9 protein-coding genes and 1 pseudogene are annotated in these 16,258 nt (G+C 65.5%); 5 read left to right on the forward strand and 5 right to left on the reverse strand.

Annotated features, from left to right (window positions below; translation table 11 throughout):
* Nucleotides 1-253: 253 nt before the first annotated feature.
* From Q0S71_RS10275 to Q0S71_RS10290, 4 genes are all read right to left on the reverse strand, one after another.
* Nucleotides 254-2,200 carry a DUF885 domain-containing protein gene (locus tag Q0S71_RS10275; protein ID WP_295994532.1) on the reverse strand — a complete coding sequence of 649 codons (1,947 nt, stop codon included), beginning with the start codon at nucleotides 2,198-2,200 and terminating at the stop codon, nucleotides 254-256.
* Between the two features lie 130 nt (nucleotides 2,201-2,330).
* Nucleotides 2,331-2,816, reverse strand: coding sequence for a hypothetical protein (locus Q0S71_RS10280; RefSeq protein WP_295994536.1), 486 nt, complete (start codon nucleotides 2,814-2,816; stop codon nucleotides 2,331-2,333).
* Between the two features lie 88 nt (nucleotides 2,817-2,904).
* Nucleotides 2,905-7,074, reverse strand: a complete 4,170-nt coding sequence (locus Q0S71_RS10285) for a DEAD/DEAH box helicase (RefSeq protein ID WP_295994539.1) — start codon at nucleotides 7,072-7,074, stop codon at nucleotides 2,905-2,907.
* A gap of 6 nt (nucleotides 7,075-7,080) precedes the next feature.
* Complete coding sequence (locus tag Q0S71_RS10290) at nucleotides 7,081-9,048, reverse strand: S9 family peptidase (protein WP_295994541.1); 1,968 nt, start codon at nucleotides 9,046-9,048, stop codon at nucleotides 7,081-7,083.
* A gap of 192 nt (nucleotides 9,049-9,240) precedes the next feature.
* Here Q0S71_RS10290 and Q0S71_RS10295 point away from each other — a divergent pair.
* From Q0S71_RS10295 to Q0S71_RS10310, 4 genes and pseudogenes are all read left to right on the forward strand, one after another.
* Nucleotides 9,241-9,486: pseudogene (locus Q0S71_RS10295) on the forward strand (DUF6516 family protein); the annotation flags it as partial.
* Entirely contained in the window at nucleotides 9,467-9,892 is a 426-nt protein-coding gene (locus Q0S71_RS10300; protein WP_295994544.1) for a transcriptional regulator, read from the forward strand. The pseudogene Q0S71_RS10295 and the gene Q0S71_RS10300, both read left to right, overlap by 20 nt.
* Complete coding sequence (hemE, locus tag Q0S71_RS10305) at nucleotides 9,864-10,946, forward strand: uroporphyrinogen decarboxylase (protein WP_295994547.1); 1,083 nt, start codon at nucleotides 9,864-9,866, stop codon at nucleotides 10,944-10,946. The genes Q0S71_RS10300 and hemE overlap by 29 nt, the downstream gene beginning before the upstream one ends.
* A gap of 745 nt (nucleotides 10,947-11,691) precedes the next feature.
* Nucleotides 11,692-13,725 (forward strand): primosomal protein N', encoded by a 2,034-nt coding sequence (locus tag Q0S71_RS10310; RefSeq protein ID WP_295994551.1) that lies wholly within the window; start codon nucleotides 11,692-11,694, stop codon nucleotides 13,723-13,725.
* An 11-nt stretch (nucleotides 13,726-13,736) separates the two neighbouring features.
* Here Q0S71_RS10310 and Q0S71_RS10315 read toward each other — a convergent pair whose 3' ends face one another.
* Nucleotides 13,737-14,654, reverse strand: coding sequence for an ArgP/LysG family DNA-binding transcriptional regulator (locus Q0S71_RS10315; protein WP_295994554.1), 918 nt, complete (start codon nucleotides 14,652-14,654; stop codon nucleotides 13,737-13,739).
* 137 nt (nucleotides 14,655-14,791) lie between these two features.
* On the opposite strand from Q0S71_RS10315, the gene Q0S71_RS10320 reads away from it, so the two are divergent.
* Nucleotides 14,792-16,237 (forward strand): dihydrolipoyl dehydrogenase, encoded by a 1,446-nt coding sequence (locus Q0S71_RS10320; protein WP_295994557.1) that lies wholly within the window; start codon nucleotides 14,792-14,794, stop codon nucleotides 16,235-16,237.
* Nucleotides 16,238-16,258 lie beyond the last annotated feature (21 nt).

Below are 16,258 nucleotides of genomic sequence, written 5' to 3' on the forward strand. Positions count from 1 at the left end.
TCTTGGCGCTCTTGTCGCCGACATTGACGGGCATGCTTTCGCAGCCGCCCAGCAAAATCGGCAGTGCGACGGCGCACAACAGCGCGAGTGAAGGGGTTTTCATGGGAGGGCGGTCCTTTGCAGGTAGCACGACAGGCGGGCCAAATGGCACCTCGGCTATCGTAGGACCTTGCTCAGCCACAGCGCTTGACGCGGCGCAATCGCGGGCCGCAAGCCGGGGACAGACCTGCGGATCCGTCCCCTGTCACGCAACTCAATGCATCAAATCCTTGATCATGCGCACCGGCGCGTTGCCGTAGCTGAGGAACTGCTCGTTGAAGTCCTTGAGCACGAACTTGGCGCCCAGCTGTTGCTTGCGCTGCTCGCGCAACTCCATGATCTCGGTGTAGCCGCTGAAATAACTAGTCAGCTGCACCGAACTCAGTTGCACGCGCTGCCACTTCTCGGCCGCCTCCGTGTGGGTCTGGAAGGCCTGGCGTTCGAGCAGGTCCATCGCCTCGGCCTCCTGCATGCCGAGCACGTGCACGCCGTAGTCGAGGATGGTGTTGCTGATCACGCGCAGATGCCATTTCGCGTACATCAGCGCCATCTCGGGCGCGTTGTCGCCGTAGCCGGCGTCGAGCATCATGCGCTCGCCATACACGGCCCAGCCCTCGACCATCGCGCCATTGCCGAACAGCGACTTGACCAGCGACGGCGAACGGTTCGCGTAGACCAGCTGCGCGTAATGCCCCGGAATCGCCTCGTGGATATTCAGGATCTGCAAGATCCAGTGGTTGTATTCGCGCAGGCTGCTCTGGGCCTGTTCCGGCGTCTCGTTGTCGAGCGGCGTGACGTTGTACCAGGTCTTGTCCTGCGGACGATACGGTCCCGGCGCGTTGACGCTGGCGCCGGCCACGCCGGCCTGATAGGCCGGCGTGGCCCGCACTTCCAGCTGCTTCTTCGGGTCCATCGTCAGCAGGTTGTGGCTGATGACCCAATCCTGCAAGGCCGGAATCTCGCGCCGGATCTCGTTGACGAAATCCTCGCGCGCCACATGGTTGGCCGACAGCTTGTCGATCACCAGGCCGATCTTGGCGGTGCGGTCGGCCGGCTTGGCGGCGTCGCCCATGACTTTCGGCCACAGCTCGTCCGACAGCTGTTCCATGTGCTGCAACAAGTCCTCGCGCGCGGCCAGCGCCTTTTGATACGTCTGCTCGGCCGTGCTGGCGGACTGGATATCGTAGGCGAATTTCTGCTCATACAACTCCTTGCCGATGCGGAAGGAGCGGCCGCCGCCTTCCTGCGCCATCGTCTTGTCCAGCTCGCTCAACCACGCCACATAGCCGTCGACGGCCGTCAGCGCCGCGTTGATGCGCTGGGTGAACAGCTGCTTCTCGGCCGGATTGAGGATGGAGGCCTGGGCTTGTTTGTCGAGCTCGGTCAAGATCGATTGCACGCCGGGCGCCTGCGTGATCGCCAGCTGGGTGTGCTCGCGCGTCGGCTTGACGATGTTGTTGCGCGCCGCCTCGTAATAGGCCGGCACGCCAGCGATGCGCTTGAGCAGCGTGCGCAGGCGCTGCGGCTTGGCGGCGTACTCGGTGTTGAGGATCAGGTCTATCGATTCGGCGATGTTGTAGCTGGCCGGATTCCACTCGAACTCGCGCAGCGTGGTCGCGTCGAAGCGGTCCGACTTGAGCTTGTTGACCAGCAGCGCCAGGTCGGTGCGCTGCTTGGCCGACAGCTGGCGCGCGTCGACCTTGCCGAAGCGGGCCAGCCAGTCGTCGATGAAGGCCAGCTGCTCGATTTGATGGGCCTGGTTCGGGATGGTCAGGTTGGCGGCCGTGTCGTACTTGCCGACCTCGATCGCCGACTCCGGATCTTCGCGCCACAGCGCGCTGAGGAACTGGTTGCTCAGCACGTCGAAGGACTTGTCCTGGCGCCGAACCGGCGCCGCCACCGCTTTCGGGTGCGGTGTGGCGACCGCGGCGGCGACCGGCACGGCCGCGTGCGCGGCGCCCTTGCCGCCATGCGTGGCGTGTCTGGTTTTGCCGTGCGCGGCCGTGTGCGTCGCGCCGTGGGATGTGGTTTTGCCGTGCGCGCCGGTCGCGTGTGCGGCGTGGGCGGCGGCCTTGCCGTGCTTGTGATGGGTGGCGGCCGTGGCCGGGGCGGCGGCGCAAACGGCCAGCATCACCGCCAGCGCCATGCTTGTTTTAATCATCGTGTTCAGCCTCGAAGGTAAGGGCGGGGCGCGCAGGATCGCAATGTCAGGCGGGCGCGCCACGTCGAAGCGTGGGAGATTATCATCAATCGGCTGGCTTGAGAGCAGAAGTTACACTCTGGCGCGGCGCCTAGACCAGCTGGTTGGCGCGGATCAGATTTTGCAGCTGGGTGTTGAGGACGGTGACGGCGTTCTTGCCGCCGGCCATTTGCGTCATGACGATTTCGCTGGACTTGGTGAAGCGGTGGCCGACCCGTATCGTGTACGAACGCAGCAGCCAGCTCCAGAACGAGGGCGCGAACGTGGCCTCGTCCATGTCGCGCCATTTGACGCCGACCAGGCCCTTGGACCACGGCAGGATGCCGCGATACATCCACACGCCGATGTCGTCGTAATACAGCTGGTAGCTGCGCACCAGCAGGATGCGGTAGCCCACCACCAGCACCGTGAACACCATCACGCCGGCGGCGGCCCATTCCGACCAGCGGAACGCCAGCGGCAGCACCGCGCCGAACAGGATGGCGGCCAGCAGCACCGGCCCGAGGTAGGCGGTCCACGCCTTGCCGCCCAGCGGCGTGCCGTGCGTTCCGATATTGCTGGCGACATCTTGTTCCATGAGCGCGACTCCTTGATCGAAATATAAGGTTACCTGAAATGCAGCGCGACGGCGGTTTTTTTGCGCCGCGGGCGCGCGCCGCGGCCCGCTATTTTTTCAAGCCTTCCTGCAGCATATCAAGCATGTCGCCGGCCGACATGCGCGCCGCCAGGTCGCTGCCTTCGAGCAGGCTGTCGGCCAGGTCGCGCTTGTGCTGGTGCAGGTCGACGATGCCCTGCTCGATGGTGTGGCGCGCCACCAGCCGGTAAATGGTCACCGGGCGCAGCTGCCCCATGCGGTGGGCGCGGTCCGAAGCCTGGTCCTCGACCGCCGGATTCCACCACGGGTCCATGTGGATCACGTAATCGGCCGCCGTCAGGTTGATGCCCATGCCGCCCGCCTTCAGGCTAATCAAGAACACCTCGCCCTCGCCGGCCTGGAAGGCGTCGACGCGTTTTTTACGGTCCATCATCGTCGTCGCGCCGTCGAGATATTGATAGCTCACGCCCTGCGCGTCGAGGTGGGCGCGGATCAGTTTCAAATGGTCGACGAACTGGCTGAACACCAGCACCTTGTGTTTGTTCTCCAGCAGCCCTTCGAGCAAATGCGCGAACGCCGCCAGCTTGCTGCTGGCCAGGCCCAGCTCCGGCGCCACCAGCTGCGGGTGGCAGCAGGCGCGCCGCAGCTTCATGATCTCGGCCAGGATCTGGATCGACTTTTTCTCGGCCGGTCCCTCGACGCTGGCCAGGTTTTCCAGCGCCGCGCGGCGCAGCGACTCGTACAGCGCCGTCTCCTCTTTCGACAGGTCGACTTCGAGCGTGATCTCGGTGCGCGGCGGCAGTTCCGACAGCACCTGCGATTTGGTCCGCCGCAAAATGAAGGGCTGGATCAAACGCCGCAGGCGGTTGCGCGCGCCCACCGTGGCGCGGTGATCCTGGGCCTTTTCGATCGGCCCCGCGAAGCGCAGGTTGAACTGGTCCAGGGTGCCGAGCAAGCCCGGATTAATAAAGCGGAACAGGTTCCACAACTCGCCCAGATGATTTTCCAGCGGCGTGCCGGTGGCCACCATCCTGAAGCCGCCCTGCAAGGCCATCACCGCCTGCGAGCGTTTGGTGGCGCCGTTCTTGATCGCCTGCGCCTCATCGAGCACGATGGTGGTCCACTTCACTTCTGAAAACAGTTTCGCTTCCAGTTGCAGCAGGCCGTAGCTGCACACCACCAGATCGAAGGGCGCCAGCGTGGACAAGGTCTCGTTGCGGTCGCCCGCGCCGAACAGCTTGACGTTCAAGGTCGGCGCGAAGCGCGCCGCCTCGCTGATCCAGTTCATGCACACCGACGTCGGCGCGATCACCAGCGTCGGCCCCTGCGGCGCGCGCGACAACATCAGCGCCAGCGCCTGCAGGGTTTTGCCCAGGCCCATATCGTCGGCCAGGCAGGCGCCCACGCCCCAGTGGGCCAGGCGCGCCAGCCACTCGAAGCCGTCGAGCTGATAGTCGCGCAACTCGGCCTGCAAAGTGCCGGGCAGCCGCGGCACGAAATCGGCCTTGGCCGCCATCCGCGCCAGATGCTCCTTCCACAGCTTGTCGGCCTTGAGGCCACCGGCGTCGCCGGCCAGGTCTTCCAGCGCGAACGCCGCCAGCGGGTGGATGCGCACGCCCTTGGCATCGCGCTCGCCGTAGGCCGCCAACTCCGACAGGCGGCGGTGCAGTTCCTCGGTCAGCGCCAGATAGCGGTTCTCGCCCAGTTCCACGAACCGGCCCTGGCTGTTCTGCATCAGGTCCAGCAGCGTGCGCAGGTCCAGTACCTTGTCTTCATCGATCTGCAATTCGCCGCTGGCCGCGAACCAGTCCTTCTCGCTGCGGATATTCAGGCGCAGCTGCTTGCTCTCGACGCGCGGCGTGACGCGGAAGCTCTCGCCCTCCGGCCACGCCAGCACGATGGCGCCGGCGTCGAGTTCCTGCAATTCGACCAGCAGCTGCAAGCACAGCGCCGGTTGGCCCAGCAGCCATTCGCCATGGTCCTGCTCCGCGCTTTCCAGGATGGGGCAGCGGGCGACCAGCTGGCGCTCGGCTTCGCGCTCGGCGTTCAAATCGCGGCGCGCCTGCACCGGCTTGCCGGCGACGTCGGCGATCAGCGTGTCGGCGCCGCTGCCGGGCGGGTAGTAGGCGCCGCTCGCCAGCGGCCGCACCAGCAGCTGCATCTTCAGGCCGTGCTGGTAGGGCAGCAGGTGCACGTGCAGGCGCGGGTCGGCGTCGACCTGCTCGATGTCGGCCGCGGCGCCGCCGATGTCCGACTGCACCGTCACCAGCGCGGAGATCGAACCTATCGCCTGCAACACCTGCTTCTCGGCGTGGGCCGGCACCACCAGCCCCGCGCCGACGATGGCCGCGATGCGGCGGTGCTCGTCGAGGATGCTGATGACGCGCAGCCGCGTCGGCGTCTCTTTGCTGACGATGACGGTGGAGCTGTCGTCCGGGATGGCCGGCTGCAAACTCAGATGCAGCTTGCCGCCGTGTTTGCGGATCAGCAGTTCCGGCTCGCCGGCCACCAGCTCGACCCGGGTGTCCGGCGCATCGGTCCAGAACAGCAGCGGGTGGCCGACCAGCGCCGCCGCCGCCCGTTCGGGATCGATTTCATAGGCCAGGCCGGACGAATGGTAATTGCGGTGGGCCACGCTGATCGCCTCGGCCGCGCGCAGGTCCTGCGGCGTCAGGTAATCGATCTGCTCCGACTCGAAGCGCAGCCGCTTCAGGCCGACCGCGCGGCCCTTGCTCCAGGCGCCGCGCGCGTCGCGTTTCTGTTCGCGCGGCTCGACGCTGTTCAAGCCATAGTCGGCGTGGTAGTTGAGCAGCCACGCCAGCCGGGATGCGCCGGCGCCGGCATCGCCCGCCGCCGCCGGCTGCTGCAAATTAATCAGCGCGGCGAGCTGGCGCTGCCACGCTTCCTGGCGCTCGAACCACAGCGTCATGTCGGCAAAGCCCAAACGTGCGCGCTGGGCGGCGGCATAGGCCTGCTGGCCGGTGTCGCCCTGGTGACCGAGCAGCGCCGCCGCCTGCGCCGCGATCAGCAGCAAGCCGGCTTGTTCGGTGTGCTGCACCAGTTCCCGCAATTCCGCCTGGCGCTCGGCCAGCTGCGGCAGCGACAGCCAGTAGTACATCAGCGCCTGGAACATCTGCGCCTGCAGCGGCGCTTCCCACGCGCGGCCGGGGACCACGTCGGCCTGCAAGGTGCCGGCGCGGATCTGGCGCAACAGGCCCAGTTGCTGGTAGACGGCGGTGTCGTGGTTGTGCGGCGCCCGCAGCGCGCTATCGAGATAGGCCTCGGCCGACTTGATATGTTTGGCGTCGCCGCCGCGCAGCAGGGCCAGGATGTACAGGTGGCCGCCGATGCCCTCGAACAGCTGCTTGCGCTTGCCGGACTCGCGCCGCAGCGCTTTCAGCGCCGCCTCGAAACCGGCGAGGGCGCCGTCCTGGTCGCCGCGCAGCATGGCGATGCTGGCGTCGTGGTACTGGCGCAGCGGACCGGCCACCGCCGCCACGTAGCGCGCCGCGTCGTCGAGGCGGCCGCACAGGATGGCGTGTTCCGTCAGCGCCAGATGCAGCTCGGTGCCGACGTAGCCGTCGCCGGCCATGCACTGTTCGTAAAACGCCACGCAGAAGTCGCGCAGCTCGGAGGCGGTGGCCGGCTCGCGCTGCGCGTTGACCAGCAGGCGCGCCAGCACCTCGTCCTGCAAGTCGCGGTGGACGCGCCGTATCATCGCCGGCTCGAACGGCCGGCCGAAAATCTCGATCAGCGGATGCAGCTGCGCCGCCTCGTAACTGGCGACGCAAAATTGCAGCAGCGGCTCGACGAATTTGCGCGCCAGGCCGCGCAACAGCGCCATGCGCAGGCGCGCCACGCCGGCGCGGTAGCTGCGCGGTTCGAGCGTGTTCCAGGTCTGCCGCATCGGCATCACGAAGTCGTGCGCCTCGGCCAGGTCGTCGAGCATATTCTCGTCGATGGCCGCGCCGATCGCCGGCCAGCGCAGCCTGGCGTTGCAGATCAAGCCGCGTCCCGTGATGGTGCTGATGAAGGCCAGCCTGTCGAGTTTGCGCAGCGTGTCGTCCAGGCTTTCGACGGTGTAGCGCGCGTTCTTGTCATTGTTGATGCCGGCCTTGCGCACCTGATCGAGGATGGCCGCGCGGCCTGTCGGTTCGCCGATCAGCGCGAGCAGCGCCAGGATCATTTTTTCATTGAACTCAAGCGCGTCAAATTCTTCAAGCAGTTGCGGGTCGGTCATGCGGGATCAGTCCAGATTGTGTATGTGTATGGGCGCCGGCGCGTCGGTCGCGTGCAGGCCGAAGATGCGCTGATAAAAATACAGCTCCGCCTCCAGCGTGCGCACGATGTTCTCGGCCTTGCGGAAGCCGTGGCCTTCGCCCTCGAGCGGCAGATAGGCCACCGGCACGCCGCCGGCCTTGAGCGCGTCGACCATGGTTTGCGATTGCTGCGGCGGCACCACCTTGTCGTCCAGGCCCTGGAAGAAAATCATCGGGCGCGCCAGACGGCCGGTGTGGTTGATCGGCGAGCGGGCCTGGTACAGCGCCTCCGCTTCGGGCTGCGGCGCGATCAGGTAGGCATTGTAGTGCGATTCGAATTTGTGCGAATCCTGATCGAGTCCCTTCAGGTCGGACACGCCGTAATAGCTGGCGCCGAGCTGGAACACATCGTGGAAGGTCAGGGCGCACAGGGTGGTCAGGCCGCCGGCGCTGCCGCCGCGGATAATCAGGCGCGCGCCGTCGGCCAGCCCGCGCTCGACCAGCGCGCGCGCGCCGGCGATGCAGTCTTCGACGTCGACGATGCCCCACTGGCCCTTGAGCGCGTCGCGGTAGGCGCGGCCAAAGCCGCTGCTGCCGCCGTAGTTCACATCGAGCACGCCGAAGCCGCGGCTGGTCCAGAACTGCGTCGCCAGTTTCAGCGTGTTGACGGTCATGCCGGTCGGGCCGCCGTGGCTGATGACGATCACCGGCGGCTTGGTGCCGGCCGGCGCTTGCACGTCCTTGCTGGCCGGCGGGTAGAAGAAGGCGTGCGCCGTGCGGCCGCCGGCGCTGGCGTAGCTGATGCTGGCGGGGATGGACAGTTCGCGCGGGTCCGGCAGGTCGGCGATGGATTGCGCCAGCACTTCGACGTCGGTGCCGGTGAAGTCGATGCGCGCCAGTTCCAGCGCGATGGTGGGGCCGCCGCCGAGCAGCACGACGAAGCCGGGGCCGACGCGCAGTTCGCGGATTTCCTGGTAGGGATTGGCGATCGCTTCGAGCTTGCCGCTGCCGACCCGCAGGCGCGCCAGTCGGCTCACGCCATGGTCGATATAGGTGCAGATGATTTCATCGGCCGAACGGAAGCCGTACATGGAACCGCCGAAGCTCCAGTGCGGCGCGCCGAATTCGGCCGCCATCGGGCACAGGCCTTCGATGCGGGGCTGGCCGTCCTGCGCTTCGCAGTAGCGGTACAGATTCCACCAGCCGCTGCGGTCGGAGACGAAGTGCAGCCTGCCGTCGGGCGACCACTCGGGCTGGCAGATCGCTTCCTCGGCGCCGCCGGCGATGCGGCGCGGCGCGGCCAGCGTGCCGTCGGCGTTGAAGTCGGCCAGCCACAATTCGGTGCCCTGCCACGGCATGCGCGGATGGTCCCAGCTGAGCCAGGCCAGCGCGCGGCCGTCCGGCGACACGCGCGGCGCGGCGTAAAAGTCGGCGCCCGACGCCAGCACCGTTTCGCTGCCGTCGGCGGCGATGGCGCACAGCGTGTTGACCGGTTGCGCGTGCGCGTCCTCGGCGTGCAGCTCGCGCACGCTGATGAGGCGCCGGCGCGGCCGGTCGACGACGAAATCGGCGTGGCGCTGGCGGCCCGCGCGCGTCAGCGCCACCGGCCCGGCGCCGTCGTCCACGCCGATGCTATATAAGCGGTTGTCGGCGAAGTGCGAGAAGTAGACGGTGTCGCCATCGACCGCGTAGGCGCCGCCGCCGTATTCGTGGACGCGGGTGCGGACGTTGAAGGGCGCGGCGGTCAGCTCGTCGTCGCGGGCGCCGCGCCGGCGCAGCAGCGTGTTGCGGCCCGCTTCGGCGGCGCGCCCGGCCAGCCAGTAGATGTCGCCGCTGTCGGCGCCGCCCAGGGCCAGCTGGGTCAACGGCGTGGCGCCGGCCGCCACCTGGGCGGCGCTGATGGCCGACGGCCAGGCGCCGTAGGGTGCGGTGAGGGGGCGGGCGGCAGATGTCATGGTGGCTCCGTGATGGGTCGTCAGGGCGAATTGCGGCCCGGTCTCGCATGATAGTGAAAGCGCACCCAATCATCCAGCGAAACCTGCGTCGGCTTGTCGAACCGCGTTGACGGCCTATAGTGGTATACGCATTATCGGCCGCATGAAGGCCACCAAGCTCATTAAAACTCGGTCGACCATTCGTCGGGCGCGTTTGCGGAATTTGTGCTCTGGTATCTGCCCCGGCCGATGACGGCTTGTTCTCATCGCTACAAATACCGGTTCGCCTATGTCGTTCATGGCGTCTGCGTGCTTCGCTACGATAACGAGGCCGGCAAAGGCGATCATCGTCATTATGATGGGCAGCAAAGCAGCTATGTTTTCAGCAACCCCGAACGGCTGATGGCGGCGTTCCTGGCTGATATTGTGAGGTGGAATAATGAACACGCTGACGATTGATGTCTGTTCGCTCGCCGATGCCGCGGAGGAAGTTTTGCAAGCTTGGAACGACGGCTTGGTGCGCAGTGGCACACGGCACAGCTTTGTCACTCTGGAATTATTGCAGCAGGTGCTGACCTCCGACCGCTGGCAGTTGATCGACGCTTTATGCGGAGCCGGTCCCATGTCTGTGCGCAAGGTGGCGCGTCGGGTGGCGCGCGATGTGCGGAAGGTGCGTGGCGACGTGGATGCGTTGATCGCTGCGGGCCTGATGCGTCGCGCTGCCGGCGGCGGCGTTGAATTTCCCTATGACGCGATCAAAGTGGCGTCCTCGCTGCGGATTAGAAATACATTGGATGCGATAATAGCGCCTTTCCCGCCGCTTCCGATCGCCGCCCATGCCCCAATTCGCTCCGCTCCAGAATGACACTTTCTTGCGCGCGCTGCTGCGCCAGCCCACCGACTACACGCCGGTGTGGCTGATGCGCCAGGCGGGGCGCTATCTGCCGGAATACCGCGACACGCGCGCCAGGGCCGGCTCCTTCATGGGCCTGGCGACCAACGCCGACTACGCCACCGAAGTGACGTTGCAGCCGCTGGCGCGCTTTCCGCTCGACGCCGCCATCCTGTTCTCCGACATCCTGACGGTGCCCGACGCCATGGGCCTGGGCCTGTATTTCGTCGAGGGCGAGGGACCGAAGTTCCAGCGGCCCCTGAAGACCGAGCAGGATGTGCTGGCGCTGCGCCTGCCGGAGCCGGGCTCGCTCGACTATGTGTTCAAGGCCGTGACCCAGATCCGCAGCGAGCTCAACGGCCGCGTGCCGCTGATCGGCTTTTCCGGCAGCCCGTGGACGCTGGCCTGTTACATGGTCGAGGGCCAGGGCTCGCGCGAGTTCCACACGATTAAAAAAATGTTGTACGGCCGCCCGGACTTGATGCACCACATCCTGGCGCTCAACGCCAGGGCCGTGGCCGAGTACCTGAACGCGCAGATCGACGCCGGCGCGCAAGCGGTGATGATCTTCGATTCCTGGGGCGGGGCGCTGGCCGACGGCGCTTACCAGCAGTTTTCGCTGAACTATATGGAGCAGGTGCTGTCTCAACTGAAGCGCGAGAAAGACGGCGTGCGCATCCCCGCCATCGTCTTCACCAAGGGTGGCGGCCAGTGGCTCGAGCAGATCGCCGCGATCGGCGCCGACGCCGTCGGCCTCGACTGGACCGTCAACCTGACGCGGGCGCGCGCGCTGGTGGGCCATCGGGTCGGCCTGCAAGGCAATCTGGACCCGGCCATCCTGTTCGCCAGCCCGGACCAGATCCGCGCCGAGGTCGCCAAGGTGCTGGACGCCTACGGCGCGCCGGCGGCCGGTCACGGCCACGTGTTCAACCTGGGCCACGGCATTTCGCAGTTCACGCCGCCGGAGCATGTCGCCGCGATGGTGGAGGCGGTACACGCTCATAGCCGGGCCCAGCGCGCCGCCTGATGTAGTTTGCTAACAAAGGGCACGTTTCGCCTGAAACGTGCCTTTTTTTCATCCCGCAAAGTATCAAACCAGAACGACTTATGCACAATTATTTTAACTGCGGAAATATTAGGCAGGCTTATTTTTGTCACTCTACATAAAATCCTAAGTCATTGATTTTTAAGGATTTATTTCAATCTGTTTTTAGCAACATTTGATGCGGGGTAAACACTATTTCGGTACTTAAATCGTCTTATTTTTTCCTTGTCCACAAAGTTATCCACATAAACTGTGGATAAAAAAAGAAAAGTACTTAGTAAACCGGCACTTAGCGCCAACTTGGCGATAATGTGATGTTTCAATGTGGAATTATGTTGCGATGCAAAATTTCCGAGCAGATATTTTCATCCGATAACTCAGTTGCGTTGAAGAATTTGGTCGTTGGAATATCTCTGCCGTTGGATGGAGATTGCTTGCGCCAGCTCAGTGGATAAGTCTGCGGCTGATATAAGAAAAATGCGTAAATTCATCTGGAAAATCAGGCTGAACGGCTCAGTTATGCACAGCGGCGCAATAAAAATCCGGTTTTTCCCCTCCCTAGTAAGCATTTTTCAAGTCATTGATTTTAAATGGAAATATTTTTGATTTTCGCCCCGGTTTACGCCGATACCAGCTTGCTAGCCTACGGTTTCCCTACATTAATTTTCTCTTGTCCACAAAGTTATCCACACTTATTGTGAATACATCTCACCGTCTGAATCCAGCCATGCCGGACACGTCCCATCACTGCATCTTGAAGGTCGCGCTGGACACCCCGCTCAACGCCATCTTCGATTATCGCTGGCCCTGCGAGGCCGGCGCGGAGCCGCTGGTCGGCCAGCTGGCGCTGCTGCCGTTCGGCGCGCGCGAAGTGGTCGGCCTGATCGTCGGCATCGCCCACCAGACCGACGTCGACCCGGCCAAGCTCAAGGATGCGCTGGCCGTGCGCAGCCAGCTGGCGCCGCTGTCCCCGCAATGGCTGGCGCTGGCCGGCTTCGCGGCCGATTATTACCAGCGTCCGCTGGGCGAGGTCGCGCTGCCCGGCCTGCCCAAGAATCTGCGCGTGCTGACCACGGTGGCGCTGGACCGGGCGCTGAAGAAGCTGGACAAGAACGCCGCCGAGCACGACGGCACGCCGCTGAACGTGCCCAGGCTCAACGACGCCCAGCAAGAGGCGGCCGACGCCATCGGCGGCGCCACCGGCTACAGCCCGACGCTGCTGTACGGCGTCACCGGCAGCGGCAAGACCGAGGTGTATCTGCAAGCCTGCGCCCAGGTGCTGGAGCGCGAACCGGGCGGCCAGATCCTGATCCTGGTGCCGGAAATCAATCTGACGCCCCAGCTGGAAGGCAATATCCGCGCCCGTTTCCCCGGCGTCATGCTGGCGACCCTGCACAGCAGCCTGTCCGAGGGCGAGCGCATGTTGCACTGGCTGGCCGCCCATCAGGGCCGGGCCCGCATCGTGCTGGGCACGCGGCTGGCCATCCTGGCATCGCTGCCGCGGCTCAAGCTGATCGTCATCGACGAGGAACACGATCCCTCCTATAAGCAGCAGGAAGGCTTGCGCTATTCCGCGCGCGACCTGGCCGTCTGGCGCGCCTGGCAGCTGGGCATACCGATCGTGCTCGGTTCGGCCACACCGTCGCTGGAAAGCTGGCACCACGCCCAGTCCGGACGCTACCGCAAGCTGGAATTGCGCGAGCGCGCCGTCAAGAACGCCGTGCTGCCGCAAGTCAAGCTGCTCGACATGGAACGCGACAAGCCGAAAGACGGCTTGACGTCGCACCTGGTCGCGGCACTGCGGCAGCGCATGGATCGCGGCGAGCAGTCGCTGCTGTTTTTGAACCGGCGCGGCTATGCGCCCGTGATTTGCTGCGAATCGTGCGGCTGGATCAGCAATTGCAACCGTTGCACCTCGTTCATGGTGCTGCACAAGCCCGAGCACCGGCTGCGCTGCCACCATTGCAGCCTGGAAATGCGCATTCCGCGCCACTGCCCCACCTGCGGCAACGTCGATCTCCAGCCGCTGGGGCGCGGCACCCAGCGCGTGGAAGAAGGTTTGCAGCAGTTGTTTCCTGAAGCGCGCATCTTGCGCATCGATGCCGACTCCACGCGCAAAAAAGGCAGCGCCAAGGAAGCGTTCGACACGGTCCACCGGGGCGAGGTCGACATTCTGATCGGCACGCAGATGGTGGCCAAGGGGCACGATTTTAAAAAGCTGACCCTGGTCGGCATTTTGAACCCCGACACCGCCCTGTTTTCGCAGGATTACCGCGCCAGCGAGCGCCTGTTCGCGCAGCTGATGCAGGTCGCCGGCCGCGCCGGCCGCGCCGCCCAGACCGAGGGCGGCAGCGCCAGCGAGGTGTTGATCCAGACCCGCTATCCGCAACATCCGCTGTACGGCGCCGTGGTCAACCACGATTACGACCATTTCGCCACGGCCTTGCTGGAAGAGCGCGAACAGGCCGCGTTGCCGCCCTATCTGTTCCAGGCGCTGCTGCGGGCCGAGGCGCCGGAACTGGCGACGGCGATCGCCTTTTTGGAGCAGGCGCGCGATTGCCTGCCCCATCCCGGCATCACGATCAACGATCCGATTCCGATGAGCATGACGCGCGTGCACAATGTCGACCGCGCGCAATTGCTGGTGGAGTCGGCGTCGCGGCCGGCGCTGCAAGCGTTCCTGAAATACTGGCTGGCCGAGCTGCGCGCCATCAAAGGCCGCATCAAATGGTCGCTGGAAGTCGACCCGCTCGATATTTAGGCGACGTTGGCCTAGGTTTGCAGCAGATGGCGGCGCGCCGTGGTGACGATCTGCTCGGACAGGGCGCGCATGAACGGCGTATCGAGGTTCCAGGCGTGCCAGTTCAGCGCCACGTCGAGGTGGCGGCCGGGCGCCAGGTCGACCAGGCGGTCGCTGGCCAGCGCGTCCGCCGCCAGCGCCAGCGGCATCAGGCCGTAGCCCAGGCTGGCGTCTATGCAATGGTTCAGAGCGGCCGACAGCGGCATGGTGTGGTGCGGGAAGGCGCCGTGGACGTCCAGGCTGTGGGCCAGGAAACGCGCCATCAAGCCGCGGTCGCTGACCACGGCCGGCGCCAGCTGTACCGCCTCGGCCCCGAAACCGTCGCCGAACCAGTGGCCGGCGAACCTCGGCGTCGCCACGCAGACATAGCGCATCAAGCCCAGCGGCGTGATCGCCGGGCCGTTGCCCGAGCCGATACCTGGTTCAGCGGCGCCCGGCTGAGACGCCGCTTGCGCCGCGATGCAGCCGAACACGCTACCCTGGCGCAACAGTTGCAGCGCCGTTTCCTGCTCGGCGACGCGCACGTCGAGCTGGCAGCGCGGCGGCGACAGCAGCGGAGCCAGGCTGTGCGGGAACCACGTCGACAGGCTGGCCGCGTCGACCGCCAGCGCGATCTCGGGCATGCTGACGCGCCTGCCGAGGTCGATGTCGAGCGACGCTTCCATCAGCTTCACGCTACGGTGGTGGGAAATCAGGCGCTGGCCCAGCCCGGTCGGCACGGCCGGCTGGCCGCGCACGATCAGCAGGCGGCCGCTGGCGTCTTCCAGCGCCTTGATCCGCTGCGACACGGCCGACTGGCTGATGCCCAGGGCCAGCGCGGCTTTCTCGAAGCTGCCGTGGCTGGCGACCGCGTCAAGCACGATCAGGGCGCGATAGTCGAGATTTGCCATAAGCTGAACTTATAAAAAATAAAATAGATAAGCAATACTAATGCGGTTTTGCTTCAAAGTAAAACGCGATTCAGTTGGTGTAGTATCGCTGATGGAAATAATTTGCCGCGCCCGCCAGCGGCGCCATGGAGAGTGACATGCAGACCTTACACACCGACGTCGCCGTGATCGGCGCCGGCACCGCCGGCCTGACGGCTTACCGCGCCGCGCGCATGGGCGGCAAGCGCGCCGTGCTGATCGAAAGCGGGCAGTACGGCACCACCTGCGCCCGTGTCGGCTGCATGCCCAGCAAATTGTTGATCGCGGCGGCCGAGGCGGCCCACGCCATCACGGCGGCGCCCGCTTTCGGCGTGCACGCGGGACCGCTGCGGGTCGACGGCGCGGCCGTGATGGCGCGCGTGCGCAGCGAGCGTGACCGCTTTGTCGGCTTCGTCCTCGAAGGCGTCGACAGCATACCGGCGCAAGACAAGATAGTCGGCCATGCCCGGTTTATCGGCGCGCGCCTGCTGCAGGTGGACGAGCATACGCTGATCCACGTGGAGCGCATTGTGATTGCGAGCGGTTCGGCCCCGATCATGCCGGAAGAGTGGAAAAAGGCCGGAGATCGCGTTATTTCCAACGAAGGCGTGTTCGACTGGACCGATTTGCCGGCCTCGGTCGCCGTGGCCGGCAGCGGCGTCATCGGCCTGGAGCTGGGGCAGGCGCTGCACCGGCTGGGCGTGCGTGTGACCATCTTCGCCCGTGGCGGCAGCGTCGCCCAGCTGAGCGACCCCGTGGTGCGCGACGTCGCCGCCCGCGCCTTGTCGCAGGAACTCGATCTGCGCTTCCAGACCCAGGTGATCGCCGTGCGGCAGGAGGGCGAGCAGCTGGCCGTGCTCAGCCGCGACGGAGACGGCCATGAGCGCACCGAATATTTCAGTTATCTGCTGTCGGCGATAGGCCGCAAGCCCAATCTCGACCATATCGGGCTGGAAAAGACGGGGCTGGCGCTGGATCGCTTCGGTATTCCGCTCTACAACAAGCACACCATGCAGTGCGGCGACAGCGCCATCTTTATCGCCGGCGACGCCGACCACGAGCGGCCCGTGCTGCCGGAAGCGGCCGACCAGGGCCGCATCGCCGGCGACAACGCCGCGCGCTATCCCGACGTGGAGCCGGGCTTGCGGCGCACGCCGCTGGCGATCGCGTTCAGCGAGCCGCAGATAGCGACATTAGGCGCGAGTTACAAGGAGTTGTGCATTTCGCACAGTGGCCGCTTCGCCATCGGCGCGGTGTCGTTTGAAAACCAGGGCCGCAGCCGGGTCATGTTGCAAAACCACGGCATGTTGCGCGTCTACGGCGAATTCGGCACCGGCCGCTTCCTCGGCGCCGAGATGACCGGCCCGCGCGCCGAACATCTGAGCCATTTACTGGCCTGGGCTTGCCAGGCCGGGTTGACGGTCGCGGCCATGCTGCAAATGCCGTTTTATCATCCGGTGGTGGAAGAGGGAGTGCGCACGGCGCTGCGCGACCTGGAACACCATTTGTCGCAAGAACCGCCGGCCGCCGTCAGCGCCTGCGAAAACGTCGCTCCCGGCACCTGAGCTGGGCCGGATGCGGCAAAA

Origin of the sequence: Rugamonas sp., from assembly GCF_025354735.1 — a bacterium.
In the GTDB taxonomy this organism is placed as follows: Bacteria; Pseudomonadota; Gammaproteobacteria; order Burkholderiales; family Burkholderiaceae_D; genus Rugamonas.

Coding starts and splice junctions, on each gene's coding strand:
- Q0S71_RS10275 (WP_295994532.1), bottom strand. CDS start 2,200: ATGATTAAAACAAGCATGGCGCTGGCGGTGATGCTGGCCGTTTGCGCC.
- Q0S71_RS10280 (WP_295994536.1), bottom strand. CDS start 2,816: ATGGAACAAGATGTCGCCAGCAATATCGGAACGCACGGCACGCCGCTG.
- Q0S71_RS10285 (WP_295994539.1), bottom strand. CDS start 7,074: ATGACCGACCCGCAACTGCTTGAAGAATTTGACGCGCTTGAGTTCAAT.
- Q0S71_RS10290 (WP_295994541.1), bottom strand. CDS start 9,048: ATGACATCTGCCGCCCGCCCCCTCACCGCACCCTACGGCGCCTGGCCG.
- Q0S71_RS10300 (WP_295994544.1), top strand. CDS start 9,467: ATGAACACGCTGACGATTGATGTCTGTTCGCTCGCCGATGCCGCGGAG.
- hemE (WP_295994547.1), top strand. CDS start 9,864: ATGCCCCAATTCGCTCCGCTCCAGAATGACACTTTCTTGCGCGCGCTG.
- Q0S71_RS10310 (WP_295994551.1), top strand. CDS start 11,692: ATGCCGGACACGTCCCATCACTGCATCTTGAAGGTCGCGCTGGACACC.
- Q0S71_RS10315 (WP_295994554.1), bottom strand. CDS start 14,654: ATGGCAAATCTCGACTATCGCGCCCTGATCGTGCTTGACGCGGTCGCC.
- Q0S71_RS10320 (WP_295994557.1), top strand. CDS start 14,792: ATGCAGACCTTACACACCGACGTCGCCGTGATCGGCGCCGGCACCGCC.